Consider the following 24,076-nt stretch of genomic DNA (forward strand, 5'->3'; position numbering starts at 1 on the left):
CTGCCCGATGCGGGATCACTCGCCCAGCGCGGCGCGGAAGGCCCTCAAGTGACCCACCTGGCGCCTCAGGTCGGCCTCGCCGCCGTCGCTGTCGCCGATGGCCGGTTTCCGCTCGGCGTATACCGAGCGCCCGCCGAGCAGCGCAACGATTGCCAGGGCGGGGCCGGCAAGGCCCAGGCCGCGGAGAAAGCGACGGCGGGCAGTGCATGAGGGGGCGGACATGCGGTTCTCCTGAGCGATGTGCCATCCAGAGCGGCGACACTATCGTGGCGGCGGCCGGCGGCGGTTTCTACCTTTCGAGAATAGCGGCGCATTCGAACGAGAGGCCGCTGGTCATTCCCGACACAAGGAGAATTACTATGACAGGGGATACGTCTTCCCACCAACTGGTCCGCGTGCTCGCCCGCAAGGATGTTCTGGCCCTGGCGTTCGGGGCGATGATCGGCTGGGGCTGGATCGTGATGACCGGACGCTGGATCGCCTCGGCCGGCAGCCTGGGGGCGATCACGGCCTTCATCCTCGGTGGCCTGGCGATCGTGCTGGTCGGCCTGACCTACGCCGAGCTCGCCTCGGCGATGCCGCGGGTCGGTGGCGAGCACGTCTACAGCTACCGCGCCCTGGGGCATTTCCCGTCGTTCTTCTGTACCTGGTCGATCGTGCTGGGCTATGTGAGCGTGGTCGCCTTCGAAGCCGTCGCCTTGCCGACAGTGTTCGAGAACCTGTTTCCGGGGTACTCGGCCGGGCATCTGTGGACCATCGCCGGCTGGGAGGTCACCGCCAGTTGGGTGGCGGTCGGGGTGATCGGCTCGCTGATCATGATGGGCGTCAATTACCTGGGGATTCGCACCGCGGCGCTGGTCCAGAAACTGGTCACGCTGCTGATCCTGGTGGTCGGCGTGATGTTCATCACCGGCGCCTTGTTCGAGGGTGACACGGCCACCATGCAGCCGCTGTTCAATACCCAGGCCGGGGTGGTCGGCGGGATCATGACGGTGATCGTCATGGTGCCGTTCATGTTCGTGGGCTTCGATGCGATCCCGCAGGCGGCCGAGGAGATCGACCTGCCGTTTGGCGAGATCGGCCGGGTGCTGATGTTCTCGGTGATCCTGGCGGTGTTCTGGTACGCCCTGATCATTCTCGGCACCTCGCTGATGCTCGACAGTCAGGCCCTGGCCGACAGCAAGCTGGCGGTGCCGGCTGCCATGCAGGCGGTCTTCGATGCACCCTGGGCCGGCAAGCTGATGGTACTGGCCGGCGTCGCGGGGATCATCACCAGCTGGAACGCCTTCTACGTGGGCGGCTCGCGGGCCATCTACGCACTGGCCGCGTCGGGCATGCTGCCGGCCTTCCTGGCCAAGCTGCATCCGCGTCATCGCACGCCGGTCAACGCCATCCTGCTGATGGGGGCGTTCTCCAGCCTGGCGCCGTTCTTCGGGCGTCCGGCCCTGGTCTGGCTGGTCGACGCCGGCGGCCTGGGCATCGTCATCGCCTACCTGTGCGTGGCGCTGTCCTTCGTGGTGCTGCGCCTGCGCGAGCCGGCGATGCCGCGGCCCTTTCGGGTACCCGGCGGGCTCGCGGTGGGTGGCGTGGCGGTACTGCTGGGCCTGGGGATGGTGGTGCTTTATCTGCCCGGCAGCCCCTCGGCCCTCACGCCGGTGGAGTGGGCGGTTTACGGGGTCGCCATGCTGGTGGGGCTGGCGATGTATGCCTGGTCGCGGGCTCGCTACGGCCTCGAGCCGACTCGGGAGATCGTGCGCGAGGAGCTGGCCGGCGAGTCGCGCTGAATGCGAGAGGCGGGCGCTCAGCCGGCGTCCGCCCGCGTGCACACCGACAGCACGATGGCATCCTGCTCGCTCATCGACACCAGGGCGTGGCCCATGTCGCTGTCGAAATAGATGCTGTCGCCGGCGTCGAGCGGCACCGGCTCGTAGAACTCGGTGTAGAGCATGATGCTGCCGTCGAGGACGATCAGGAACTCCTCGCCGTCGTGACGGACCCATTCGCTGAATTCGTCGAAGCGCCGGGCCCGGACGATGGTCTTGAAGGGGATCATGCGCTTCTGTGCCAGTTGATGGGACAGCAGTTCGTGCTCGTAGGTCGGGGTGGGGTGGCGCTGGCCGTCCCCGGAACGCGTCAGGTCGCGTCGCCCCATGGTACGGGTCTGGGCCTTCGGCGTGCTGAGCAACTGGGGCAGGTCGATGTCCAGGCCCTGGATCAGCTTCTGCACCGCCGTGAAGGTCGGCGAGATCTGGCTGTTCTCGATCTTGGACAGCGTCGAACGGGCCAGGCCGGTGCGCTGGCTGACGTCCTCGAGCGTCCACTGGTTGGCCAGACGAATCTCCTTGAGCCGCTCGCCGAGGCGTAGCGGTTCGACGAAGGGCTTGCGACCCGAGGCGATGCGCAGAGCGGCATCCTGATCGGTGTTGGACATGGCGGCGTTCACGATAGGAAACAAAATTTCCCGTCATGCTACCACACTCGCCCCGCCGGGCCGTGCCATTCGCGCCACGCACGTGGTCGCCGGCGACTGGGGGCCGGCGAGGTTTCCCGGGACCGAGAAACCTCCCGCGCCAGACTCACGGCATGACGTAGGGCTGGCCGAGCAGTGCCCGGACGTGGGCGGTCGCGCTGCGCCCCAGGGCCTCGAGCGAATAGCCCCCCTCGAGCACCGAGACCAGCCGGTTGTCGGCATGGCTTCTCGCCACGTCCATGAGCAGGGTGGTGACCCAGTGATAGTCGGTCTCGTCCAGGCAGATGTCCGCCAGCGGGTCGTCGCGATGGGCATCGAACCCGGCGGAGACCAGCACCAGTTCGGGGCGGTGGGCCTGCAGGGCCGGCAGCCAGTCCCGCTCGACTCGGGCACGGAAGGTGGCGCCGTCGCAACCCGCCTCCAGCGGGGTATCGACCACGTTGTCGAACTCGGGGCGCAGGTAGCGCCACGGATAGAAGGGGTACTGGTAACTGGTGCAGATCAGGGTGTCCGGATCGCCACCGAAGATATCGATGGTGCCGTTGCACTGGTGGACGTCGAAGTCGATGATCGCCACGCGCCGGATCCCGTACTGTGCCCGGGCGTGAGCGGCGGCCACGGCGACGTTGTTGAAGAAGCAGAATCCCATCGCTTCGCTGAGCTCGGCGTGGTGGCCCGGTGGCCGTACCGCGCAGAACACGTTGTCGGCCTGATGGCGGAAGACGCGGTCGACCCCGGCGACGGCGGCCCCGGCCGCATACCGCGCCGCCTTGAGGCTATCGGGATTCATCAAGGTATCGTTGTCGAGGTTGATCAGCCCCTGATCGGGCACGCAGCGCGCCAGCGCCTTGAGATAACGCAGCGGATGAATGCGCGAGATCTGCTCGTCGCTGGCCTGGCGGGCATCCGCTTGCATGGTCTGCTGCAGCACCCCGGCCAGGGCCATGTGCGAGCGGATCGACTCGAGCCGCTGGGGGCTTTCCGGGTGCGCCGGCCCCATGTGGTGACGATCACAGTAGGGGTGACTGATGAAAGCGGTGATCATGAGGGGCTGTCTCCGGCGGCGAGCGGTTCCACGGTAATCGGCGACGAGGCTTGCACGACACTGGCAATAAGTCGTACACAGGGAACATTCTCGAGGCAAGGGCGAGGCAGGAGAGCATCGTGAGTACGCGCTTTCTACGGTATTTCTTTGACCCACGCAGCATTGCGGTGATCGGCGCCTCCGAAAAGACCCATTCGATGGGCGGTCTGGTGCTTCGTAACCTCACCGACAGCCAGTTTCCGGGCACCCTCTGGGCGGTCAATCCCAAGGGCTATGCGTCGGTCCATGGCTGCGACTGCGTGCGCCGGGTCGCCGACCTGCCGCAGGTTCCCGATCTGGCGGTGATCTGCTCCCCGGTGGCCAGTGTCCCGGGGCTGATCGAACAGCTCGGCCGCTTCGGCGTGCGGGCGGCCATGGTACTCTCGGGTGGCGCCCATCTCGACGACCGGCCGCACCACGGCGGTTCCATCCGCGAGCGCATGCTGACGGCGGCGCGTCGCTCGGGGATCCGCGTGCTCGGCCCCGAGTGCATGGGCATGATCGTGCCCGGCCGGCGGCTCAACGCCACCTACGCCAGCCAGCCGGTCAAGGCGGGCCGGGTCGCCTATCTCGGCCAGTCGGGCATGCTCGGCAACGCCATGATCGACTGGGCGGCGGGGCGGGGCATCGGCTTCTCGCACCTGGCCACCCTGGGCGACAGCGTCGACGTGATGCTTCCCGACCTGATCGACTACATCAACCAGTATTCGCCCTGCCAGGCGATGCTGCTGCACCTGGAGCGTATCCACGACGCCCAGCATTTCATGACCGCGCTGCGCGACGCCTCGCGCAATCGCCTGGTTCTGGCGATCAAGAGTGGCCGCACGCCACGCTCCGACCTGTCCCAGGCGCCGCCCACGCCGGGCATCGCCAACCGCGACGTGGTCATCGACGCCGCGCTCGCGCGTGCCGGGGTGGTCAGGGTCGACGATTCCGACGCGTTGTTCGACGCCCTGGAAACCCTGTCACGCATGAAACCGCTGCGCGGCGACCGCCTGGCGATCGTCGCCAACGGACTGGGGCCGGCCCTGCTGGCGATCGACAAGCTGATCAGTGCCGGCGGTCAACTCGCCGAATTCAGCGATGCCACCCGGGAAGCGCTCACCGCCGGCGAGTTCGATATCAGCCTGCCCGGGCGCAATCCCGTCGACCTGGGCGGCAACGCCACGCCCGAACGTTTCGTCGAGGCCCTGGAGATCGTCGCCGCCGATCCCGGGGCCGATGCGGTGCTGGTCGTCCATGCGCCGACCCGCCTGGCGCCGTCGCGAACCACCGCACAGGCGCTGGTCGCCAACCGCAAGCGCTTCAAGCGCAATCTGCTGACCAGTTGGATGGGGCTGGAAGAGGCGCTGTCGGCCCGTCACGAGTGCAATCTCGCCGGGATCCCGACCTATATCTCGCCGGAGAAGGCGATCAAGGCCTTCATGCACATGGTCGACTACCAGCGCGTTCAGGCGCTGTTGCAGGAAACCCCGCCGAGTCTGCCGTTCACCACCACGCCGGCGATCCGCGAGCGCTGCCACCGGCTGATCGAGTCGGCCAAGGAACGCGGCCGCGACCGCCTGACCCATGAGGAAACCGCCGACGTGCTCGCCGCCTACGGTATTCCCGCGGCACCCAGTCGCTACGTCTTCGATCCCGATCAGGCTGCCGAGGCCGCGGCCCAGCTCTCCGGACGCCTGGCGCTGAAGGTGGTCCACGCGCACAACTGCCTGCCGTTTCGCTATCGCCAGCACCCCCACAAGCTCTCGGCGGGGCTGCTGCAGGACCTGGAAACCCCCGAGCAGGTCGCCGAGGGCGTCCGCCAGCTGGGCGACAAGGTCCGCGAGAAGTTTCCCGACAGCCCGGTCTACAGCTATTGCCTGCAGAGCATGCAGCGCGGCAAGCATTCGATGCAGCTGTGCGCCGGCATCACCCGCGATGCGGTCTTCGGGCCGGTGATCGTCTTCGGCATCGGCGGCTACAAGGTCAACGTGCTGGCCGATCGCCACGTCGCGCTGCCGCCGTTGAACATGACGCTGGCCGATGAACTGATCCGGCGTACCCACGCCGCGCGCTTGATACTCGAGCATTCCCGGGCCCCCGACCGCGACATCGAGCGGCTCTGCCAACTGCTGGTCAAGCTCTCGCAGATGGCCTCCGACCTGCCGGAACTGCGCGGGCTCGAACTCAACCCGCTGCTGCTCAATCGCGATGGCCTGGTCGCGGTGGATTTCGCCATGGATCTGGGTGAACCGGCGCGGCACGCGATCATGCCCTATCCTGAAGAATTGCGTGAGTGGCTGACCCTCGACGATGGCATGGCCGTCGAGATACGTCCCATCCGCGGCGAGGATGCCCCCCTGATCCGTGCCTTCCACGACCGGCTCTCCGAGGAAAGCATCCGCTTTCGCTACTTCCACAACAAGGCGGACCTGTCCCAGCGCGACCTGTCGACGCTGGCCCAGATCAACTACGACCGCCAGATGGCTTTCATCGCCGAGCACCGGCGCGACGACGGCAGCCAGGAAATGCTCGGCGTGGTCAGGGTCTGGAACGACCCCGACAACATCCGCACCGAGTTCTCGATCATCATTCGCGACGACCTGCATGGCCACGGGTTGGGGCGCTTGCTGATGGAAAAGATGATCCGCTATTCCCGGGGGCTGGGCACGCTGGAGATGACCGGCAAGATCATGGTCGACAATGGCCCGATGCGCGCCCTGCTCAAGCAGCTGGGCTTTACCTGCCGCTACAACATGGAAGAGCAGGTGATCGATGCCTCGCTGAGGCTCAACGAACCGAGCAGCGACTGGCAACGCCACCGTCTCGAGAACTCACTGTACTGATCGGGGAATGCTCACCAAGGCGCATGGTTGAGCCAACGGGTTATTGAACCGTTGATCAATCATCAGATCTTCTGATTTGAAGCCCGTTTAATAAGAATGTACGATGCGTGAAAAATCATAATCAATCGTTATGAAAAAAAGGGGTAACGATTTCAATGGAAAATCGTTGGCGATCGCCCCCGACACAACGAGAACAGGTCACGACGAAAAACAGGCAAAGCCGATGAGCGAATCCCAAACGATCAAGATTCAGGTACGCGGCTTGAGCAAGGTCTTCGGCAGCCAGCCGAAGAAGGCGCTCGAGTTGCGCGACCAGGGCCTGAAGCGCCCGGAGATTCTCGACAAGACCGGCCAGACGCTGGGTCTGTCCAATATCAGCTTCGATGTCCAGGAGGGGGAACTCCTGGTGATCATGGGCCTTTCCGGCTCCGGCAAGTCGACGTTGATCCGCTGTCTCAACCGACTGATCGAGCCCACCGAGGGCGACATCATCATCGACGACGAGAACATCCCTCAGCTCAACGATAAAGAGCTGCTGCAGTGCCGTCGTCGGCACTTCTCGATGGTCTTCCAGAACTTCGCGCTGTTCCCCCATCGCACGGTGCAGCAGAATGCCGAGTACGGTCTCGAGATCCGCGGCATCGACAAGGAGGAGCGCGCCAAAAAGGCGCGGGAGTCCCTCAAGCAGGTCGGTCTGGACGGTTGGGAAGACGCCTTGCCCAACCAGCTTTCCGGCGGCATGCAGCAGCGTGTCGGCCTGGCCCGGGCACTGGCCAACGATTCCAGCGTGCTGCTGATGGACGAGGCCTTCTCGGCACTCGATCCGTTGATCCGCAAGGACATGCAGCAGGAACTGCTGGAACTCCAGCATCGCATGAAGAAGACCACCATCTTCATCACCCACGATCTCGATGAGGCGTTGAGCATCGGCGATCGCATCATCCTGCTCAAGGACGGCGAGATCGTGCAGATCGGCAAGCCGGAGGAGATTCTCACCAAGCCCGCCAACGACTATGTCGCGCGCTTCATCGAGGGCGTCGACATGTCGCGGATTCTCACCGCACGCCATGCCATGCGGCCGGTCCGTGCCACCGCCCGCGAGGACGACGGCCCGCGTACCATCCTGCACAAGCTCCGCGAGAACAGCCTCGACTCGATCTACGTCACCAATCGCGAGCGCAAGCTGCTGGGCCTGGTGGAGGTGGACGCCGTCGACCAGGCCGCCAAGGACGGGGCGCAGTCCATCAAGTCGCTCATCCACGACGACTTCCCGCGGGTCGGCCCCGACGAGCCCCTGCACAACCTCTTCGCGATGTTCAGCGAGAAGAGCTATCCGATCGCCGTGGTCGACGAGGACCAGCGCCTGCTCGGCGTGGTGGTCAAGGGTGCCGTGCTGGCGGAACTGGCTGAATCTGGAGAACGCTGATGGCTATCGATATTCCCCGTATTCCTCTCGGCGACTGGATCGAGAGTGGACTGGACTTCCTGACGACGCAGTTTTCCTCGGTCACCCGGGGCATCTCGCACGTCACCCAGACCGGTATCAATGCGCTCAACGACGCCCTGGCGTGGATGCCCGAATGGTCGCTGATGGCGCTCATCGCGCTGCTCTGCTGGCGGTTGTCGGGCATCCGCCTGGCGATCGGCTCGCTGCTCGGCCTGGGACTGATCTGGAACATGGGCCTGTGGTTCCCGATGATCGAATCGCTCACCCTGGTGGTGATCGCGACCCTGGTGGCGATCGTCATCGCACTGCCGGTGGGCATCGCGGGGGCGTTGTCGGACCGTCTCTACAGCGTGATCATGCCGGTGCTCGATTTCATGCAGACCATGCCGGCCTTCGTCTACCTGATTCCGGCGATTCCGTTCTTCGGCATCGGCTCGGTGTCGGCGATCTTCGCCACGGTGATCTTCTCCATGCCGCCGGCGATCCGCTTCACCACCCTGGGCATCCGCCAGGTTCCCAAGGAATTGATCGAGGCGGCCGATGCCTTCGGCTCGACACGCGGGCAAAAATTGTTCAAGGTCCAGTTGCCGCTGTCGCTGCCGACCATCATGGCCGGCATCAACCAGACCATCATGCTGGCCTTGTCGATGGTGGTGATTGCCGCCATGATCGGTGCCGACGGTCTGGGCAACGAGGTCTGGAAGGCCATCCAGCGGCTGCGCCCGGGTGATGGCTTCGAGGCGGGGATCGCGGTGGTCATCCTGGCCATGCTGCTCGATCGCCTGACTCAGTCGTTCCGCAAGACCAAGAAGGCGCAATGAAGCAGTGAATAAGACGCCTGGACCGACTCTTGCATGATTCATGCAGGGTCGGGGCGGCCCGAAGCGTGACGGCGGGCCGCCCTCACACTCAACCAAGAAGAAGGGGAAAGTGATGAAAGCGTTCAATACGATGTCACGCGCCGTGCGTTTCGGTTCGCTGATGATGGTTGCCGGCCTGGGCATGAGCGGAGTGGCTCACGCGCAGGACGACAGCAAGGGCACCGTGACCCTGGCCTACGTCGAATGGGCTTCCGAGGTCGCCTCCACCAATGTGGTGCGCGCGGTGCTCGAGGACATGGGCTATGACGTCAAGATGTCCTCGCTGTCGGCCGCCGCGATGTGGCAGGCCGTCGCCTATGGCGATGCCGATGGCATGGTGGCCGCCTGGTTGCCGACCACGCACAAGAACTACTTCGAGCAGACCAAGGACAAGGTCGTCGACCTGGGTGCCAATCTCGACGGCACCAAGCTGGGTCTGGTGGTTCCCGCCTATACCGACATCGATTCCATCGAGCAGCTCGACGACAAGGCGGACAGCTACGGCGGCGAGATCATCGGCATCGACCCGGGTGCCGGCCTGATGGGCCTGACCGAGGACGTGATCGACGATTACGGCCTGCAGGGCGACGTCAAGCTGCGCAGTGGCAGTGGCGCGACCATGACCGCCGCGCTCAAGTCGGCGATCCAGAACCACGAGGACATCGTCGTCACCGGCTGGACTCCGCACTGGATGTTCTCGCGCTGGGATCTCAAGTATCTCGACGATCCCAAGAACGTCTACGGCGATGCCGAGCACATCAATACCATCGTGCGCCAGGGTCTCGAGGAAGACATGCCGGCGGTGTACGAATTCCTCGACAACTTCCACTGGACGCCCGAGCAGATGGGCGAGGTCATGTTGATGAACCAGAAGGAAGGCTCCGACCCGTACGAAAATGCCCAGAAGTGGGTCGACGAGCACCCGGACGTGGTCAAGGAGTGGACCGCCGACATCCAGGGCTGAACCCCGAGCGAATGTCGCTGACGAGAACGCCCGGCCTGGCCGGGCGTTTTTTCGATCCGGCGCGCGCCCGACGGCTCAGGGCGCCAGACGCACCTTGCTCCAGTGATCGTCCTGGCGGCGATAGCGCAGCCGATCGTGGAGCCGGTCGGCCTGCCCCTGCCAGAATTCGATGATCTCGGGTTCGACCCGGTAACCGCCCCAGTGTGGCGGGCGATCGACATCCTGACTGGTGTAGAGTTGCTCGAAGCGGTGGCGACGCTCCTCGAGCCATTCGCGGTCGGGAATCTCCACGCCCTGCTGGGAGATCCAGGCACCCAGTTGGCTGGCCCGCGGGCGACTCTGGAAATAGCGGTCCGATTCGCCGTCCTCGACCTGCACGACCCGGCCCTCGACGCGGACCTGGCGCTGCAGGACCGGCCACCAGAAGACCAGGGCGGCGTGGGGCACATTGGCGAGTTCTGCGCCCTTGTGACTCTGATAGCTGGTGTAGAAGGCGAAGCCGCGCTCATCGAGGCCCTTGAGCAGCACGATGCGCGCATGGGGGAGTCCCAGGCTGTCGACGGTGGCCAGGGTCATGGCGTTGGCATCGTCGTTCTCGCGCTCCAGCGCCAGTGTCAGCCAGCTCTGGAACAGCTCGAGCGGCGCGTCCGGCGTGCTCTCGGCGTCGAGATGGTCCCCGCTGTAGTCGCGTCGTACATCGGCAATGTCGGTGTTCATGGCGCTCTCCTGAGGTTTTCCTCATCATCGCCCGTGATGCCGGGAGGCTCAAGCGTAGCGGGCCCGAATCACCCTCTGTCAAGGGCCGATGACCCGCATCGAGATCATGCCGGGCGCTATTTTCATCTGACGCACCTCATCCGGTGCCCCCGGGACGTCGCGGCTATACTCCCTCGATGAGGGGAACGGGGCCGGTTCTACCGATCGAGGGCGTGGCCACGAGGAGTGACGATGAAGACGCTGAAAGCCTGGGACGTCCCCATCCGGTTGTTCCACTGGATACTGGTCGCCAGCATCCTGGTCTCCTGGTACACGGTGAAGACCAGTGGCGAACCCCTGCTGTTCCCCATCGAATGGCATGCACGCGCCGGCTACACCATTCTGGTGCTGCTGGTCTTTCGCTGGTCGTGGAGTATCGTCGGCAGCCGGCACGCCCGGCTGCGCGCCTTGCTGCGCTCGCCACGGGTCGTGGCGCGCTACGCCGCGGGCTGGTTTCGGCGCCATCCCGACCGGTATGTCGGCCACAACCCGCTGGGCGGCTGGATGACGTTACTGCTGTTGCTGTCGCTGAGCCTTCAGGTCACCTCGGGGCTGGTGATGAGCGACGATGTGCTGTTCACGGCACCGCTGGCCGGCAAGCTGGGCGGGCGCCTCGAGGAGATCCTGGTGACATTGCACCACTGGAACGGCAACGCGCTGTTCGTGCTGGTGGGCATCCACCTGGCGGCGATCGTGCTTCACCGACTCCGGGGGGAGGCGCTGGTCGTGGCGATGGTCACCGGACGCAAGCGGTTCTCTGGTGCCGTCAAGGATGGCGAGAACCAGCCGGTATCCGGCTGGCGGGCCTGGGCCGTCGCCGCCTTGGCCGTCGCGGTGCTGGTGGCCATTCTGGAGTGGGCCTGACCCGGCGGCGACTCAATCGGCACGGTAGTCGTCGTGGCATGCCTTGCAGCTGCGCGCCATCTCGGCGAAGCGGGCCCGCATCGTATCGAAGCTGCCGTCGCCGGCGACCTCGGCCAGTTGCACGGCGGCGTCCTCGAAGGCCTGCGCCTTGGCATCGAAATCATCGCGATTAGCGGCGATCTTGGGCAACGCATGGGTGCCCTGGCGATCGTAGGAGTCCGCGATGAACCCTTCCCAGGGCAGCGGCGCCAGGTCGGCGACACGTCGGGCACGCTCGGCGAACGCCTCGGCATCGTAGTCGATGTCGCCCTTGACCATCCGGGACATCGGCCCCATTTGCCAGGCGATCACTTCCATGGCCGCGTGCCGATAGTGGATGGCGTCGTCGATGTCATCGGCCTGAGCGATCGTCGCGGGGCCGCCCGTCAGACTCGCCAGGGCGAGCAGGGAGAGCAGGGAGAGCATGCGCTTCATGAGTCACTCCTCGTTGTCTTGTTATTGCGGCGTTCGCCGCCGACGACCGGGATGTCAGTCCTGCCACCGATCGCCCCGGGACCTTCACAACATAGGCACCCGAGCCCGGCGCGTCGAGAGGCCGTGATCAGGACAATGCCGCACGCACGCCGAGGATCGCCCCGCAGGCCAGCCAGCCGACGATCGCGTAGGGCAGGTTCCAGCGCAGCATCTCCCGGGGCGCGACGCCATAGCGCGAACACAACACGAGATTGCTGCCCGATAGCGGGCTGCTGCCGGTCCCCAGCGCCCAGCCCATGAGAAAGACCATGCCCAGCAGCGTGGGGTCGGGATGCAGCGAGGCGAGCAGCGGCGCCAGGGTCGTCACGCCGACCAGCGGGTGGATGCCGACGAAGGCCAGTGCCACGATCACCCCCAGGGTCAACCAGGCCTGTAGATGCCCGAAGTGCGTGAACGGCAGTGCCGGGCCCTCCGGCCAGCTCGCCAGCAGGGCGCTGAGGCCGCTGGACAGTACCCCGGCGGCGAGAAACAGTGCGAACTGCGGCATCAGCCGTGACAGCCCGTGGTCGAGCTGGTGACGCAGCCGCGAGCGGCGCTCGCGTGCCGGCGCCAGCAGCAGGGCGGCCAGCGGGGAGACGATGCTGATGATCAAGGGGATGCCCAGCGTCGGCCAGGCGGTGTGAAGCAGGAGAACGGCGAGGGCGAGAACGCCGGGCAGCACCAGGGCGCGTGCCTCGAGCGGGTAGCCCGTGAAAGGCCCTTTGACGCGCAAGGTGTCCAGGGCGACCAGGGTCAGCAAGGCCAGCGCGCAGGCCAGCCCCCAGGGCAGCAGGGCGGTGAACTCGAGCCCCGGGGCATAGGTCAGGGCCACGCCCATGGCGACGAAGAACGGCGACCAGGCCGCTGCCGCGGGAAAGGCGCGACCCAGCACCATCGCCTGCCGCCGGGAAAGCCGTCGATCGTGTTGCATGCGGTCGGCGAACAGGAACAGCGCCGAGAGATTGATCACGGCGCCGAACAGGTGCACGCCGAACAGCGTGCCCCAGAAACTGTCGCGCTGTGTCGTGTCGGCCCGGGTCGGCACGCTGGGCGCGGCCATCGACAGAAAGCTAACGCCGGCGAACATCATCAGCAGCGTCTGGTTGATCGCCAGGGCATGCAGGAGCGTCACCGGCGTGCCGCGGACCAGGGCGACGGCCCAGAACACCACGCCGGCACCGCCCAGGGCCAGCGCCTGGCGGCGCGAGGCCCGTGGCAACTGACGGGCCAGACGCAGGGTCGCCAGCCAGCTGAGAATCGCCGCCGGCCACAGCGGCCAGTGCATCAGACTGCTGGCGATGCTCAACGCGAGCATCGCCAGGATCAGCGCGCTCGAGGGTCTCACGAGCGCAGTTGCCGCCCGCGCCAGCGCGCATAGAGCGCACTGGCGACACACAGCACCGCCGCGGCGGCGATCTCGAGCCCGCCCAGCCAGAGCTTGTCCGGCAGCGAGGCGATCATCACCCCCTGCATGAGATAGAGCAGACTGACGAAGGCCAGCCAGAGGTGACCGCGCGGGCGGCGGGTCAACAGGCTCGGCAGCAGCAGCACCAGCGGCAGGAGGCGGACCAGGATCGGCCCCCAGCCCACCTGATGCTGGCTCTTGAGCAGCCAGCCGCCAAGGCACAGCAGCACGATCAATGCCGCATAGCTGCCGATCACCACGCGGCGTGCCTGACGAAGGCGTTGGTCCTGACGGGTCGCAGGCGTCGCGGTGTCGCCCGTCATCGGCGCGCCTCCGTCAGCTCCTGCAGCGCCTTGGCCAGTCGCCCGATCCGCCGTCCCTGGGCCTGGGCCAGCTCGCGTTCGGTGTCGTCGACGCTACGATCGCTGCGCCCCCCGGCGACGTGACTGGTGCCGTAGGGCGTGCCGCCACTGGTGGTCGCCAGCAGCCCCGGTTCGCTGTAGGGCACGCCGGCATAGACCATGCCGTGGTGCAGCAGCGGAATCAGCATGGTCAGCAGGGTGGCCTCCTGGCCGCCGTGCAGGCTCGCCGTGGAGGTGAAGGCAGTGGCCGGCTTGTCGACCAGGGTACCGCCGAGCCAGAGCTCGCTGGTCCCGTCCAGGAAGTACTTGAGCGGCGCGGCCATGTTGCCGAAGCGCGTCGGGCTGCCCAGGGCCAGTCCGGCGCACTCGCGCAGGTCGTCGAGCGTGGCGTAGACCGCGCCCTCGTCGGGGATCTCGGGATCGACGGCCTCGCAGGTCGCCGACACCGGCGGTACCGTGCGCAGCCGGGCGTCGATGCCGGCGTTGCTCTCGATGCCGGCCGCGACCTGTTCGGCCAGCAGGCGCGTCGCACCATGACGGGAGTAGTACAGCACCAGCACGAAGGGGCGTGACGAACTCATGGGCATTCCTTGTCGTTGCGACGGCCAGCCGGCCAGTCGGAGAGAGTGTTCGGCACCGACGGTCCCGTGTCGTGCGGGCCGTGGTCGTGCCAGGTTCTAGTCGTCGGCGAGCAGCGCCATCACCGCCTCCGGCGGCCGGCCGATGACCGCCCTGTCGCCACGATCGAGAATCGGCCGCTGCATGAGCCGCGGGTGCTCGGCGATCGCTGCCAGTATCTCGTCGCGGGACGGAGAACTCAGCGCGAGAGCCTTCCATTCCGTCTCGTTGTCACGCAGCAGCGATTCGACCGGGGTGTCGAGGCGCGCGGCCAGCGACTCGAGTTGCGCCCTTGGCAGGGGATCGTCGAGATAGCGGTGAACCTGGAATTCGACGCCGCGCGCCTCGAGCAGCTTGAGGGCGTCGCGGGATTTCGAGCAGCGCGGGTTGTGATAGAGCGTCAGGGCGGACACGCCGACTCCTTGATTTTCAAGGGTTGATGATGCCGTCCATTCTACGGGGGCGGCTGACGGGCCACAACGCATGGCCGGCCCGCTCAGGATTCAGGGGGCGTCAGCCGGTCGTAAAGCCATACGCGCCGGCCATCGGCCAGGGTGGTCTGTATCCGACGATAGCGCACGCCCAGGTGTTCATAGCGGTCGAGCTGCGCCAGTTCCTCGGCGTCGACCGTGAGCACCAGGCCCGGCACTCGGGCGCCGGGCCGGGGTTCGACGTCCAGGCCGTCGCGCTGGTGATCGTCGAGCACGCCGGGCTCGGGGTCACCCCAGCGGCCGTAGACCAGCCAGCGCACCACGCCGTAGCGCAGGGTGCCGTAGACGAAGACGGCATGCTCGCCCGGCGCGATCGGTTCCAGGTCAGCAGGCCGCTGATACCCATAAGGGCTGGCGAAGGTGAACCACAGATAGACGATGGCCGCCAGCGGCGCGGCCAGCAGGGCCGTGGGTACCCAGCTCAGTCGTTTCATCGAAACTCTCGCGTGTCGCAACGAACCCGAGACCTTGCCACAAGCCACGGGTGGCTGCCCAGCGGTGTCAGCCAGGGGACGTTGCGTCTTAAGTCCGGACAGAGAGCTTTGCTACCATCGAGTCATGACCACCACGGAGGGCGTAGCCATGAATCGTCACCAGGACGCGGATGCCGATTTCGAGGCATTGATGGGAAATCAGGTGCGCCCGCTGACCAAGGGCCGGGACAAGGCCGACGTCGCGCCGGCCTCGCGCCCGCCCAACGAGGCGCAACTGGCCCGCCGGGCCAGCGCCGAAGCGCAGGAGGAGGTCGCCAACTTCCTCAGCGAGGAATTCGTCGACCTGATCCCCCACAACGACCCCATCGAGTATCGCCGCCCCGGGGTGCAGACCGGGGTCGCCGACCGCTTGCGGCAGGGCGGTTACCCGCCGGAGGCCCGGTTGCACCTGATCAAGCAGCCGGTCCGCGAATGTCGCCGGGAACTCTTTCGCTTCATCCGCGAGGGCATCGACCACGACCTGCGCTGCCTGTTGATCGTGCATGGTCGTGGCAAGGCGCTGGACAGCCACGCCAACGTGGTGCGCTCCTACGTCGCCAAGTGGCTCACCCAGTTCGACGAGGTTCAGGCCTATGTCTCCGCCCAGTCGTTTCACGGCGGGCTGGGCGCGACCTACGTGATGCTGCGCAAGTCGCTGCGTGCCCGGGCGCTCAACCGCGAACGCCAGCAGAAGCGGCGGGGTTGAATGCGACACGGCGCCACCCGAAGGCGGCGCCGTGTCGACGGGGTGGGGGATCAGGCGGTCTCGCGCAGGCGCCGCTCGAAGAGCGCCTCCTTGACGTCCACCGCGGGCTGATAGCTGACGCTGAAGGCGCCCAGCGCGCGCAGGGCGTCGTCGAGGCGCTGGTCCTCGCGTAGCGCCAGGGCGTCGAAGCCGCAACGCGTCATGTAGAACAGCTGGTCGACCAGCACATCGCCGATCGCGCGGATCTCGCCGCTGTACCCATACCGCTCGCGCAGCAGCCGGGCCAGCGAATAGCCGCGGCCATCGGTGAAGGCGGGGAAGTCGATCGCCACCAGGGGCGCCTGGCGGAGCTGTTCTGCCAGCTCGGCGTCGAGTTCTGTGTCGCTGGGCAGCCAGGGCGCCAGCTGCGGCTCGTCACGGTGTGCCTGCCACAGCGCCAGGGGCACGATGGTCGGGCGCTCCTCGGGCAGCGTCTGGTCATCGCGTGACAGCGCCCAGGTGTCCTGCTCGGGTCGGCCGAGCTTGATCAGGCTGGTATCAGGCATAGACACGCTCCTTGAACGGCTTGATGCCGATGCGACGGTAGGTATCGAGAAAACGCTCGTCCTCGTGGCGCTGGGCGAGGTAGACCTGCAACACCTTGTCGATCACCTCGGGGACGTCCTCGCGGTAGAAGGAGGGGCCGAGGATCTTGCCCAGCGAGGCATCGTCGCGGGCGTTGCCGCCCAGCGAGATCTGGTAGTACTCCTCGCCCTTCTTGTCGACGCCGAGGATGCCGATGTTGCCGACGTGATGATGACCGCAGGCGTTCATGCAGCCGGAGATGTTGAGATCCAGCGGACCCAGGTCGTAGAGGAAGTCGAGGTCCTCGAAGCGCTCCTGGATCGCCTGGGCGATGGGGATCGACACGGCGTTGGCCAGCGCGCAGTAGTCGCCGCCGGGGCAGCAGATCAGGTCGTTGAGCGTGCCCACCGTGGGGTTGGCCATGCCCAGTTCCTGGAGGTTGTGCCACAGCGCCTGGATCTCGTCGACCGGCACGTCGGAAAGCACCACGTTCTGCTCGTGGGTGACGCGCATCTCGCCGAAGCTGAAGGCATCGGCGAGATCGGCGATCGCCTCCATCTGGTCGGCGGTGACGTCCCCCGGGGCGTGCTCGCGGCGCTTGAGCGACAGCGTCACGGCCTTGTAGCCGGGCACCACGTGGTCGGTCACGTTGTTGGTGACGAAGCGCGCGAAGGCGCGATCGTCACGCCGCAGTTGCTCGTAGCCGGCGATCGCCGCCTCGTCGACCGGGCGGCGATCCGGCTCGGGGAAATGCGCCCTGGCAGATTCGACCGCGCTCTCGGTCAGCGTCTGCGGGCCGTCCTTGAGGTGCGCCCACTCGTCCTCGACACGCCGGCGATACTCCTCGATGCCCAGCGCCTTGACCAGGATCTTGATGCGCGCCTTGAACTTGTTGTCGCGGCGCCCGAACTGGTTGTAGACCCTGACGCAGGCTTCCAGGTAGGTCAGCAGGTGCTGCCAGGGCAGGTCCTCGCGGACCACGTCGCCGATCATCGGCGTGCGGCCCATGCCGCCACCGGCCAGGACCCGCACACGCAGTTCGCCGGCCTCGTTGCGCCACAGGCGCAGCCCGATGTCGTGGACCTGAATGGCCGCGCGGTCGTGATCGGCGCCAGTCACCGCGATCTTGAACTTGCGCGGCAGGTAGGCGAATTCCGGGTGCAGGGTCGACCACTGGCGGATCAGCTCGCACCACGGGCGCGGGTCCTCGATCTCGTCGCCGGCGATCCCCGCGAACTGGTCGCTGGTGGTGTTGCGGATGCAGTTGCCGCTGGTCTGGATGGCGTGCATCTGCACCTTGGCCAGCTCGCCGAGGATGTCCGGCACGTCCTCGAGCTTCGGCCAGTTCAGCTGCAGGTTCTGCCGCGTGGTGAAGTGGCCGTAGCCGCGGTCGTAGCGGCGGGTGATGTCGGCCAGGGCGCGCAGCTGCTGGCTGGAGAGCATGCCGTAGGGGATAGCGATGCGCAGCATCGGCGCATGGCGCTGGATGTAGAGCCCGTTCTGCAAGCGCAGCGGACGGAACTCGTCCTCGCCCAGGCGCCCGGCCAGATAGCGATCCATCTGGTCACGGAACTGGGCGACGCGCTCGTCGACGAGCGTCTGATCGTAGGTGTCGTACCGATACATACCGGATATGTCCTGCTAGTCAGGGCGAAATGGGATCCGTGCCGTTGGCACAGACCATACTCCGTTCCATTTATTCTATGAAAGAATAAATAGGCATACTTTTTGATTTTGAAGTTATTAAGGCATTCGGACCGGTCGTGTCGCTCATACCGCCAGGCGCTGCCAGCGTCGACGCTGCCAGACCCGCGCGAAGATCAAGGAATTGAGCCCACGATAGCCCAGCTGGGCCCACCAGATGCCGAGCAGGCCGTAGCCCTGGACCACGCCGACCCACCAGGCCAGCGGCAGGAACAGCAGCCATTGCAGTGCCAGCGTCAGCAGCATGACGGTGCGATTGGCGCCGGCCCCCAGCAATGCCTGGGCGAGCACGATGGCCGCGGCGTCGAGCACGATCATCAACGCCGTCAATTGTAACGGGACACGCCCCATCTCGACCAAGCTGCCGGGCAGGAACAGGCCGAGCACCTCGGCGGGGAACAGCAGCATCGGCAAGGCGAGCAGCGTCAGGCTCAGCCAGGCCAGGCGCACCACGTCCCAGCCCCAGCGATGGGCGTCGTCCGGCGTCTCCCGGCCCAGCGCCTGACCCACCAGGCTCATGGCGGCCAGCCCCAGACCCACGCCGGGCAGGATCAACAGCAACGACAGGTTGACCAGCACGTGTCCCACGGCGACGCTGGCGGTGCCTATGTGGGCGAGAATCCAGAACAGCACGGCGTAACCGCCGGCGAACCACAGTTGCTGGAAGGAGTGCGGCGCGGCCAGGCGCAGGGTGGTCGCGAAGACCCGCCGTGGCGGCCAGCGCCGATGCCCGCCGCGACGATCGCCGGGCAGGTGTCGCCAGGTCTGGGCGGCCCACAGCAGCACCCCCAGGTACACTGCCGCGGCGGAGCCGGCACCGGCGCCGGAAGCGCCCATCGCCGGCAGCCCCGCCAGACCGAAGACCAGACCGGCGCTGATCGCCACGTTGAGCGCCTGGGTGATCAGGATGATGCGCAGGTAGACGTGCGCCTGCTGAATACCGTTCCAGTAGCCGCGAAAGCAGACGATCAGGGCGATCGGCACCAGGGCGGCGACCCGCCAGCGGAAATAGCTCGCGGCGACCTCGTTGACTTCGGGGGCGGGCGTCATCAGGCCGAGCAGTTGCGGGGCCTGCCAGACACACACGAGACTCAGCGGCAGCGCCACGGCCAGGGCGATGAGCAGCCCCGCCTGCAGCGGCTGGGCGAGCCCGGCTCCAGCCGACTCGCCGTGACGCCGCGCGGTCTGCGCCTGGACCCCGGACGACAGCCCCAGGACCACGGCGGTGACCAGGAACATGGCGTAGCCACCCAGCCCCACACCGGCCAGCGGGACCTCGCCCAGGGTACCGACGAAGGCGGCGTCCACCAGGTTCATCAGGCTCTGGGAGAGCATGCCGCCGATGATCGGCAGCGCCAGCCTGAGGATGGCGCGGCTGCGGGCAACGTCGACCATTCAGTCCGGATCGTAGCCCAGCACCGGCGACAGCCAGCGTTCCAGCTCGCCCAGCGGCATGCCCTTGCGTTCGGCCAGGACCTCGACCTGATCGCGGGTGATCTTGCCGGTGGAGAAATACTTCGACTGCGGGTGTGCGAAATACCAGCCGGAGACCGCCGCCGCCGGCCACATGGCGAAGCTTTCGGTGAGCTCGAGCCCGGTGTTGGCCGTGGCGTCGAGCAGGCGGAACAGCGTGGCCTTCTCGGTATGGTCGGGGCAGGCCGGATACCCTGGCGCCGGCCGGATGCCCTGATACTTCTCGGCGATCAATTGATCGTTGTCGAGGGTCTCGTCGGGCACGTAACCCCAGAACTCCTTGCGCACCCGCTCGTGCATGCGTTCGGCGAAGGCTTCCGCGAGCCGGTCGGCCAGCGCCTTGACCATGATCGCGTTGTAGTCGTCGCCGGCCGCCTCGTAGCGGGCGGCGAGTTCATCGGCGCCGTGGCCGGTGGTCACCGCGAAGCCGCCGATCCAGTCGGCCTTGCCGGACTCCTTGCCACTCGTCTCATAGCGAGGCGCGATGAAGTCGGCCAGGCTGTAGCACACGCCGTCGCGGTTCCTGGTGGTCTGCTGGCGGATATGGAAGAGCCGCTCGACGACGGTTTCACGCCGCTCGTCGGCATACACCTCGATCACGTCGTCGTCGACGCAGTTGGCCGGCCACAGGCCGATCACCCCGCGCGCGGTGAGATGCTTCTCGTCGATCAGCTTGCGCAGCATGGCCTGGGCCTCGGCGAACAGGGTGCGCGCCGCCTCGCCGACCACCTCGTCGTCGAGGATCCTGGGGTACTTGCCGGAGAGCTGCCAGCTGAGGAAGAAGGGCGTCCAGTCGATCCGCTCGACCAGTTCCTCGAGGTCGTAGTCGTCGAACACCTTGAGACCGGTGAAGGTCGGCTCGGGCGGCGTGTAATCCGCCCAGTCGGGCTGGAAGCGCCGCTCGCGGGCCTCGGCGTAGCCGAGATCCGCGGCCTTGGGCCGGCGCCTGGCGTTGCGCTCGCGGACCTTTTCGTACTCGGCGCGGATCTCGGCGACATAGTCCGCCTTGAGCCCGGCCGAGAGCAGCCGACCGGCCACGCCCACGGCGCGCGACGCATCGGTGACGTAGATCACCGGGTGCTCGTAGCCCGGCTCGATCTTGACCGCGGTGTGCGCCTTGGAGGTGGTCGCGCCGCCGATCAGCAGCGGGATGTCGAAGCCCTGGCGCTGCATCTCCTTGGCAACATGGACCATCTCGTCCAGCGACGGCGTGATCAGGCCCGACAGGCCGATGATGTCGGCGTTCTCGTCGCGGGCGGTCTGCAGGATCTTCTCGGCCGGCACCATCACGCCGAGGTCGATCACCTCGTAGTTGTTGCACTGCAGCACGACGCCGACGATGTTCTTGCCGATGTCGTGGACGTCGCCCTTGACGGTGGCCATGACGATCTTGCCCTTGGCCTGGGTCTCGCCGCTCTTCTCGGCCTCGATGTAGGGGATCAGGTAGGCCACCGCCTGCTTCATCACCCGGGCCGACTTGACCACCTGGGGCAGGAACATCTTGCCGGCGCCGAACAGGTCGCCGACCACGTTCATGCCGTCCATCAGCGGCCCCTCGATCACCTCGATGGGGCGCTCGGCGCGTTGCCGGGCGAGTTCGGTGTCTTCCTCGATGTAACTGGTGATGCCCTTGACCAGGGCATGCTCGATGCGTTTCTCGACCTCCCAGCCGCGCCACTCGAGGTCTTCCTTCCTGGTCGCGCCGCTCCCGTCATCCTTGTAGCGCTCGGCGAGTTCGAGCAGCCGCTCGGTGGCGTCCGCGCGGCGGTTGAGCACCACGTCCTCGACCGCCTCGCGCAATTCCCCGGGCAGGTCGTCGTAGACCGCCAGCTGGCCGGCATTGACGATGCCCATGGTCAGCCCGGCCTGGATGGCGTGATAGAGGAACACCGAGTGGATCGCCTCGCGCACCGTATTGTTGCCGCGGAACGAGAACGACACGTTGGAGACTCCGCCAGAAACCATGGCGTGGGGCAGGTGGCCGGTGATCCAGCGGGTCGCCTCGATGAAGTCGACGGCGTAGTTGTCGTGCTCCTCGATGCCGGTGGCGATGGCGAAGATGTTGGGGTCGAAGATGATGTCCTCGGCGGGGAAGCCGATCTCGTCGACCAGCAGCCGATAGGCGCGCGCGCAGATCTCGGTCTTTCTCGCGAGGCTGTCGGCCTGGCCGCTCTCGTCGAAGGCCATCACCACGATCGCCGCCCCGAAGCGCCGGCAGGCCAGGGCCTGCTCGCGGAAGGCGTCTTCCCCCTCCTTGAGCGAGATCGAGTTGACCACGGCCTTGCCCTGGATGCACTTGAGGCCGGCCTCGATGATCGGCCACTTGGACGAGTCGATCATGATCGGCACACGGGCGATGTCCGGTTCCGAGGCGACCAGGTTGAGGAAGTGGACCATCGCCTCCTGGGAGTCGAGCATCCCCTCGTCCATGTTGATGTCGATCACCTGGGCGCCGTTCTCGACCTGTTCCAGGGCGACTTCCAGGGCGGTGGTGAAGTCCTCTTCCTTGATCAGCCGCTTGAAGCGTGCCGAGCCGGTGACGTTGGTACGCTCGCCGACGTTGACGAACAGCGAGTCGGCTTCGATGTTGAATGGCTCGAGACCGGACAGCCGGCAGGCGGCCGGGCGTTCGGGGATGCGTCGTGGCGTCACGCCCTCGACGGCATCGCGGATCGCGGCGATGTGCTCCGGCGTGGTGCCGCAGCAGCCGCCGATGACGTTGAACAGACCGCTCTCGGCGAACTCGCCGACGATCGCCGCCATCTCCTCGGGGGTCTGGTCGTACTCGCCGAACTCATTGGGCAGCCCGGCGTTGGGGTGGGCCGAGACCAGGGTGTCGGCCTTGGCGGAGAGCTCTTCCAGGTAAGGGCGCAGTTCGGCCGCCCCCAGCGCGCAGTTCAGGCCCACCGACAGCGGCCGGGCGTGACGGATCGAGTTCCAGAACGCCTCGGTGGTCTGGCCCGACAGGGTGCGACCCGAGGCGTCGGTGATGGTCCCCGAGATCATGACCGGCAGCCGCGCACCGCGCGCCGCGAACAGCTCCTCGAGGGCGTAGATCGCCGCCTTGGCGTTGAGGGTGTCGAAGATCGTCTCGATGAGGATCATATCGACGCCGCCGTCGATCAGCGCCTCGGCGGCCTCGTAGTAGTTCTCGCGCAGGGCGTCGAAGGTGACGTTGCGCTTGGCCGGGTCGTTGACGTCCGGCGACAGCGAGGCCGTGCGACTGGTCGGTCCCAGCACCCCGGCGACATAACGCGGCACGCCGGTCTCCGCGCCGACCGCATCGCACACCGTGCGGGCCAGGCGCGCCGACTCGCGATTGAGCTCGACGACCAGATCCTCCATGCCGTAGTCGGACTGCGACAGGCGCGTGCTGTTGAAGGTATTGGTCTCGACGATGTCGGCGCCGGCCTCGAGATAGTCGCGATGGATGCGACACACCAGCTCCGGCTGGGTCAGCGCCAGCAGGTCGTTGTTGCCCTGGAGCTGGGTCGGCCAGTCGGCGAAACGCTCGCCGCGAAACGCCGCCTCGCTGAGTCGGGCGTTCTGCAGCATGGTCCCCATGCCACCATCGAGGAGCAGGATGCGGCGTTCGAGACTCCGTGCCAGCGTCTCGGGGAGGCAGGCGGCGAGCGAAGGCGGAAGCGACGAAAGAAGCGTATCGGCAGCCATGGTCGGCAGGTGTCTCCAGCGATGTCGTTATGTCGGTGGCCAATGCGGATCGCGGCAAGCGGCGGCCCGCCGCCCGGCAAACACGCCCGGCGAGGGTCGAATATGCTACCAGAAACGCGCCGCTGGCGGGGATCCCGCGACAAAACCCAGTATTTCACTCAGGATTGTGCCGTGGGCGGTTTTTTCTTACCATTGCATAAAACCTGCATTTCCCTGACGGACCGAAACGATGAGCGAGAGCATCCAGATCACCGACAGCGCACAGGACTACCTGGCCGAGCTGCTGGCCAAGCAGAACGTCGACGGCATCGCCGTGCGTATCTTCATCACCCAGCCGGGCACGCCCTACGCCGAGACCTGTCTGGCGTATTGCCGCCCCGGCGAGGAAGAGCCCACCGACGAGACCATGACGCTCGACAAGATCAAGGTGTTCGTCGATACCCACAGCGTACCGTTTCTCGAAGAGGCCGTGGTCGACTTCAATGCCGACCGCATGGGCGGTCAGCTGACCATCAAGGCGCCCAATGCCAAGATGCCCAAGGTCAACGCCGACAGCCCCCTCGAGGATCGCATCAACTACATCCTCTACAGCGAGATCAACCCGGGCCTGGCGGCACACGGCGGCGAGGTGCGGCTGATCCAGCTCACCGACGAGAACTTCGCCGTGCTGCAGTTCGGCGGGGGGTGCCAGGGCTGTGCCGCGGTCGACCTGACCCTCAAGGAGGGCGTCGAGAAGACCCTGGTCGAGCGCATTCCCGAGCTGGCCGGGATCCGCGACGTGACCGACCATACCGACACCACCAACGCCTACTATCGCTGACC

General features: G+C 66.5%; 22 protein-coding genes. 8 read left to right on the plus strand and 14 right to left on the minus strand.

Annotation, left to right across the window (positions count from 1 at the left end):
• Positions 1–15: 15 nt before the first annotated feature.
• A complete protein-coding gene (locus tag KGR00_RS09075) occupies positions 16–222 on the minus strand; it encodes a hypothetical protein (RefSeq protein ID WP_129139837.1) in 207 nt (68 codons plus the stop codon).
• Positions 223–359: 137 nt separating this feature from the next.
• On the opposite strand from KGR00_RS09075, the gene KGR00_RS09080 reads away from it, so the two are divergent.
• Positions 360–1,784 carry an APC family permease gene (locus tag KGR00_RS09080; protein ID WP_224417059.1) on the plus strand — a complete coding sequence of 475 codons (1,425 nt, stop codon included), beginning with the start codon at positions 360–362 and terminating at the stop codon, positions 1,782–1,784.
• A 17-nt stretch (positions 1,785–1,801) separates the two neighbouring features.
• On the opposite strand, the gene KGR00_RS09085 is transcribed toward KGR00_RS09080, so the two are convergent.
• Both KGR00_RS09085 and KGR00_RS09090 read right to left on the minus strand, forming a co-directional pair.
• Positions 1,802–2,431 carry an XRE family transcriptional regulator gene (locus tag KGR00_RS09085; RefSeq protein WP_224417058.1) on the minus strand — a complete coding sequence of 210 codons (630 nt, stop codon included), beginning with the start codon at positions 2,429–2,431 and terminating at the stop codon, positions 1,802–1,804.
• Between the two features lie 145 nt (positions 2,432–2,576).
• Positions 2,577–3,515: a histone deacetylase family protein gene (locus KGR00_RS09090; protein WP_129139834.1), complete on the minus strand. Its 939-nt coding sequence runs from the start codon at positions 3,513–3,515 to the stop codon at positions 2,577–2,579.
• A 119-nt stretch (positions 3,516–3,634) separates the two neighbouring features.
• On the opposite strand from KGR00_RS09090, the gene KGR00_RS09095 reads away from it, so the two are divergent.
• From KGR00_RS09095 to KGR00_RS09110, 4 genes are all read left to right on the plus strand, one after another.
• Positions 3,635–6,382: a bifunctional acetate--CoA ligase family protein/GNAT family N-acetyltransferase gene (locus tag KGR00_RS09095; protein ID WP_129139833.1), complete on the plus strand. Its 2,748-nt coding sequence runs from the start codon at positions 3,635–3,637 to the stop codon at positions 6,380–6,382.
• 223 nt (positions 6,383–6,605) lie between these two features.
• Positions 6,606–7,808: a glycine betaine/L-proline ABC transporter ATP-binding protein gene (locus tag KGR00_RS09100; protein WP_224417057.1), complete on the plus strand. Its 1,203-nt coding sequence runs from the start codon at positions 6,606–6,608 to the stop codon at positions 7,806–7,808.
• Positions 7,808–8,650: a proline/glycine betaine ABC transporter permease gene (locus KGR00_RS09105; protein ID WP_224417056.1), complete on the plus strand. Its 843-nt coding sequence runs from the start codon at positions 7,808–7,810 to the stop codon at positions 8,648–8,650. Before KGR00_RS09100 ends, KGR00_RS09105 begins: the two co-directional genes overlap by 1 nt.
• A gap of 112 nt (positions 8,651–8,762) precedes the next feature.
• On the plus strand, positions 8,763–9,653 hold the full coding sequence (locus KGR00_RS09110) for a glycine betaine ABC transporter substrate-binding protein (RefSeq protein ID WP_224417055.1): 891 nt from the start codon (positions 8,763–8,765) through the stop codon (positions 9,651–9,653).
• Between the two features lie 75 nt (positions 9,654–9,728).
• Here the strand turns inward: KGR00_RS09110 and pdxH are convergent, their stop codons facing one another.
• Entirely contained in the window at positions 9,729–10,370 is a 642-nt protein-coding gene (pdxH, locus tag KGR00_RS09115) for a pyridoxamine 5'-phosphate oxidase (protein ID WP_224417054.1), read from the minus strand.
• Positions 10,371–10,601: 231 nt separating this feature from the next.
• Between pdxH and KGR00_RS09120 the strand changes: the two genes are divergently transcribed.
• The gene (locus KGR00_RS09120) at positions 10,602–11,273 is read left to right on the plus strand and encodes a cytochrome b/b6 domain-containing protein (RefSeq protein ID WP_224417053.1); all 672 of its coding nucleotides are present in this window, start codon (positions 10,602–10,604) and stop codon (positions 11,271–11,273) included.
• Between the two features lie 12 nt (positions 11,274–11,285).
• Here the strand turns inward: KGR00_RS09120 and KGR00_RS09125 are convergent, their stop codons facing one another.
• The 6 genes from KGR00_RS09125 to KGR00_RS09150 form a co-directional block, all read right to left on the minus strand.
• On the minus strand, positions 11,286–11,747 hold the full coding sequence (locus tag KGR00_RS09125) for a cytochrome c (RefSeq protein WP_224417052.1): 462 nt from the start codon (positions 11,745–11,747) through the stop codon (positions 11,286–11,288).
• 127 nt (positions 11,748–11,874) lie between these two features.
• The gene (locus tag KGR00_RS09130; protein WP_224417051.1) at positions 11,875–13,131 is read right to left on the minus strand and encodes a hypothetical protein; all 1,257 of its coding nucleotides are present in this window, start codon (positions 13,129–13,131) and stop codon (positions 11,875–11,877) included.
• On the minus strand, positions 13,128–13,514 hold the full coding sequence (locus KGR00_RS09135) for a DUF2069 domain-containing protein (RefSeq protein WP_224417050.1): 387 nt from the start codon (positions 13,512–13,514) through the stop codon (positions 13,128–13,130). The genes KGR00_RS09130 and KGR00_RS09135 overlap by 4 nt, the downstream gene beginning before the upstream one ends.
• The gene (gene wrbA, locus KGR00_RS09140; protein WP_224417049.1) at positions 13,511–14,134 is read right to left on the minus strand and encodes an NAD(P)H:quinone oxidoreductase; all 624 of its coding nucleotides are present in this window, start codon (positions 14,132–14,134) and stop codon (positions 13,511–13,513) included. Before wrbA ends, KGR00_RS09135 begins: the two co-directional genes overlap by 4 nt.
• Positions 14,135–14,230: 96 nt before the next feature.
• Complete coding sequence (arsC, locus tag KGR00_RS09145) at positions 14,231–14,584, minus strand: arsenate reductase (glutaredoxin) (RefSeq protein ID WP_224417048.1); 354 nt, start codon at positions 14,582–14,584, stop codon at positions 14,231–14,233.
• Between the two features lie 83 nt (positions 14,585–14,667).
• The gene (locus KGR00_RS09150; protein ID WP_224417047.1) at positions 14,668–15,096 is read right to left on the minus strand and encodes a gamma-glutamylcyclotransferase family protein; all 429 of its coding nucleotides are present in this window, start codon (positions 15,094–15,096) and stop codon (positions 14,668–14,670) included.
• 148 nt (positions 15,097–15,244) lie between these two features.
• On the opposite strand from KGR00_RS09150, the gene smrA reads away from it, so the two are divergent.
• The gene (gene smrA / locus KGR00_RS09155; RefSeq protein WP_224417046.1) at positions 15,245–15,841 is read left to right on the plus strand and encodes a DNA endonuclease SmrA; all 597 of its coding nucleotides are present in this window, start codon (positions 15,245–15,247) and stop codon (positions 15,839–15,841) included.
• A 50-nt stretch (positions 15,842–15,891) separates the two neighbouring features.
• On the opposite strand, the gene KGR00_RS09160 is transcribed toward smrA, so the two are convergent.
• The 4 genes from KGR00_RS09160 to metH form a co-directional block, all read right to left on the minus strand.
• Positions 15,892–16,386 (minus strand): DUF934 domain-containing protein, encoded by a 495-nt coding sequence (locus KGR00_RS09160; RefSeq protein ID WP_129140300.1) that lies wholly within the window; start codon positions 16,384–16,386, stop codon positions 15,892–15,894.
• Positions 16,379–18,031: a nitrite/sulfite reductase gene (locus KGR00_RS09165; RefSeq protein ID WP_129140301.1), complete on the minus strand. Its 1,653-nt coding sequence runs from the start codon at positions 18,029–18,031 to the stop codon at positions 16,379–16,381. The genes KGR00_RS09160 and KGR00_RS09165 overlap by 8 nt, the downstream gene beginning before the upstream one ends.
• Before the next feature lie 144 nt (positions 18,032–18,175).
• Positions 18,176–19,504, minus strand: a complete 1,329-nt coding sequence (locus KGR00_RS09170; RefSeq protein WP_224417045.1) for an MATE family efflux transporter — start codon at positions 19,502–19,504, stop codon at positions 18,176–18,178.
• On the minus strand, positions 19,505–23,254 hold the full coding sequence (gene metH / locus KGR00_RS09175; RefSeq protein WP_224417044.1) for a methionine synthase: 3,750 nt from the start codon (positions 23,252–23,254) through the stop codon (positions 19,505–19,507).
• A 229-nt stretch (positions 23,255–23,483) separates the two neighbouring features.
• On the opposite strand from metH, the gene nfuA reads away from it, so the two are divergent.
• Positions 23,484–24,074, plus strand: coding sequence for a Fe-S biogenesis protein NfuA (gene nfuA, locus KGR00_RS09180; protein ID WP_129140304.1), 591 nt, complete (start codon positions 23,484–23,486; stop codon positions 24,072–24,074).
• Positions 24,075–24,076: the final 2 nt, after the last annotated feature.

Origin of the sequence: Modicisalibacter sp. MOD 31.J (assembly GCF_020147985.1) — a bacterium.
Taxonomy (GTDB): domain Bacteria; phylum Pseudomonadota; class Gammaproteobacteria; order Pseudomonadales; family Halomonadaceae; genus Modicisalibacter; species Modicisalibacter coralii.

Bases quoted from the DNA above. Each gene is read 5' to 3' on its own strand.
- KGR00_RS09075 (WP_129139837.1), bottom strand. From the start codon at position 222: ATGTCCGCCCCCTCATGCACTGCCCGCCGTCGCTTTCTCCGCGGCCTG.
- KGR00_RS09080 (WP_224417059.1), top strand. From the start codon at position 360: ATGACAGGGGATACGTCTTCCCACCAACTGGTCCGCGTGCTCGCCCGC.
- KGR00_RS09085 (WP_224417058.1), bottom strand. From the start codon at position 2,431: ATGTCCAACACCGATCAGGATGCCGCTCTGCGCATCGCCTCGGGTCGC.
- KGR00_RS09090 (WP_129139834.1), bottom strand. From the start codon at position 3,515: ATGATCACCGCTTTCATCAGTCACCCCTACTGTGATCGTCACCACATG.
- KGR00_RS09100 (WP_224417057.1), top strand. From the start codon at position 6,606: ATGAGCGAATCCCAAACGATCAAGATTCAGGTACGCGGCTTGAGCAAG.
- KGR00_RS09105 (WP_224417056.1), top strand. From the start codon at position 7,808: ATGGCTATCGATATTCCCCGTATTCCTCTCGGCGACTGGATCGAGAGT.
- KGR00_RS09110 (WP_224417055.1), top strand. From the start codon at position 8,763: ATGAAAGCGTTCAATACGATGTCACGCGCCGTGCGTTTCGGTTCGCTG.
- pdxH (WP_224417054.1), bottom strand. From the start codon at position 10,370: ATGAACACCGACATTGCCGATGTACGACGCGACTACAGCGGGGACCAT.
- KGR00_RS09120 (WP_224417053.1), top strand. From the start codon at position 10,602: ATGAAGACGCTGAAAGCCTGGGACGTCCCCATCCGGTTGTTCCACTGG.
- KGR00_RS09125 (WP_224417052.1), bottom strand. From the start codon at position 11,747: ATGAAGCGCATGCTCTCCCTGCTCTCCCTGCTCGCCCTGGCGAGTCTG.
- KGR00_RS09135 (WP_224417050.1), bottom strand. From the start codon at position 13,514: ATGACGGGCGACACCGCGACGCCTGCGACCCGTCAGGACCAACGCCTT.
- wrbA (WP_224417049.1), bottom strand. From the start codon at position 14,134: ATGAGTTCGTCACGCCCCTTCGTGCTGGTGCTGTACTACTCCCGTCAT.
- KGR00_RS09150 (WP_224417047.1), bottom strand. From the start codon at position 15,096: ATGAAACGACTGAGCTGGGTACCCACGGCCCTGCTGGCCGCGCCGCTG.
- smrA (WP_224417046.1), top strand. From the start codon at position 15,245: ATGAATCGTCACCAGGACGCGGATGCCGATTTCGAGGCATTGATGGGA.
- KGR00_RS09160 (WP_129140300.1), bottom strand. From the start codon at position 16,386: ATGCCTGATACCAGCCTGATCAAGCTCGGCCGACCCGAGCAGGACACC.
- KGR00_RS09165 (WP_129140301.1), bottom strand. From the start codon at position 18,031: ATGTATCGGTACGACACCTACGATCAGACGCTCGTCGACGAGCGCGTC.
- KGR00_RS09170 (WP_224417045.1), bottom strand. From the start codon at position 19,504: ATGGTCGACGTTGCCCGCAGCCGCGCCATCCTCAGGCTGGCGCTGCCG.
- metH (WP_224417044.1), bottom strand. From the start codon at position 23,254: ATGGCTGCCGATACGCTTCTTTCGTCGCTTCCGCCTTCGCTCGCCGCC.
- nfuA (WP_129140304.1), top strand. From the start codon at position 23,484: ATGAGCGAGAGCATCCAGATCACCGACAGCGCACAGGACTACCTGGCC.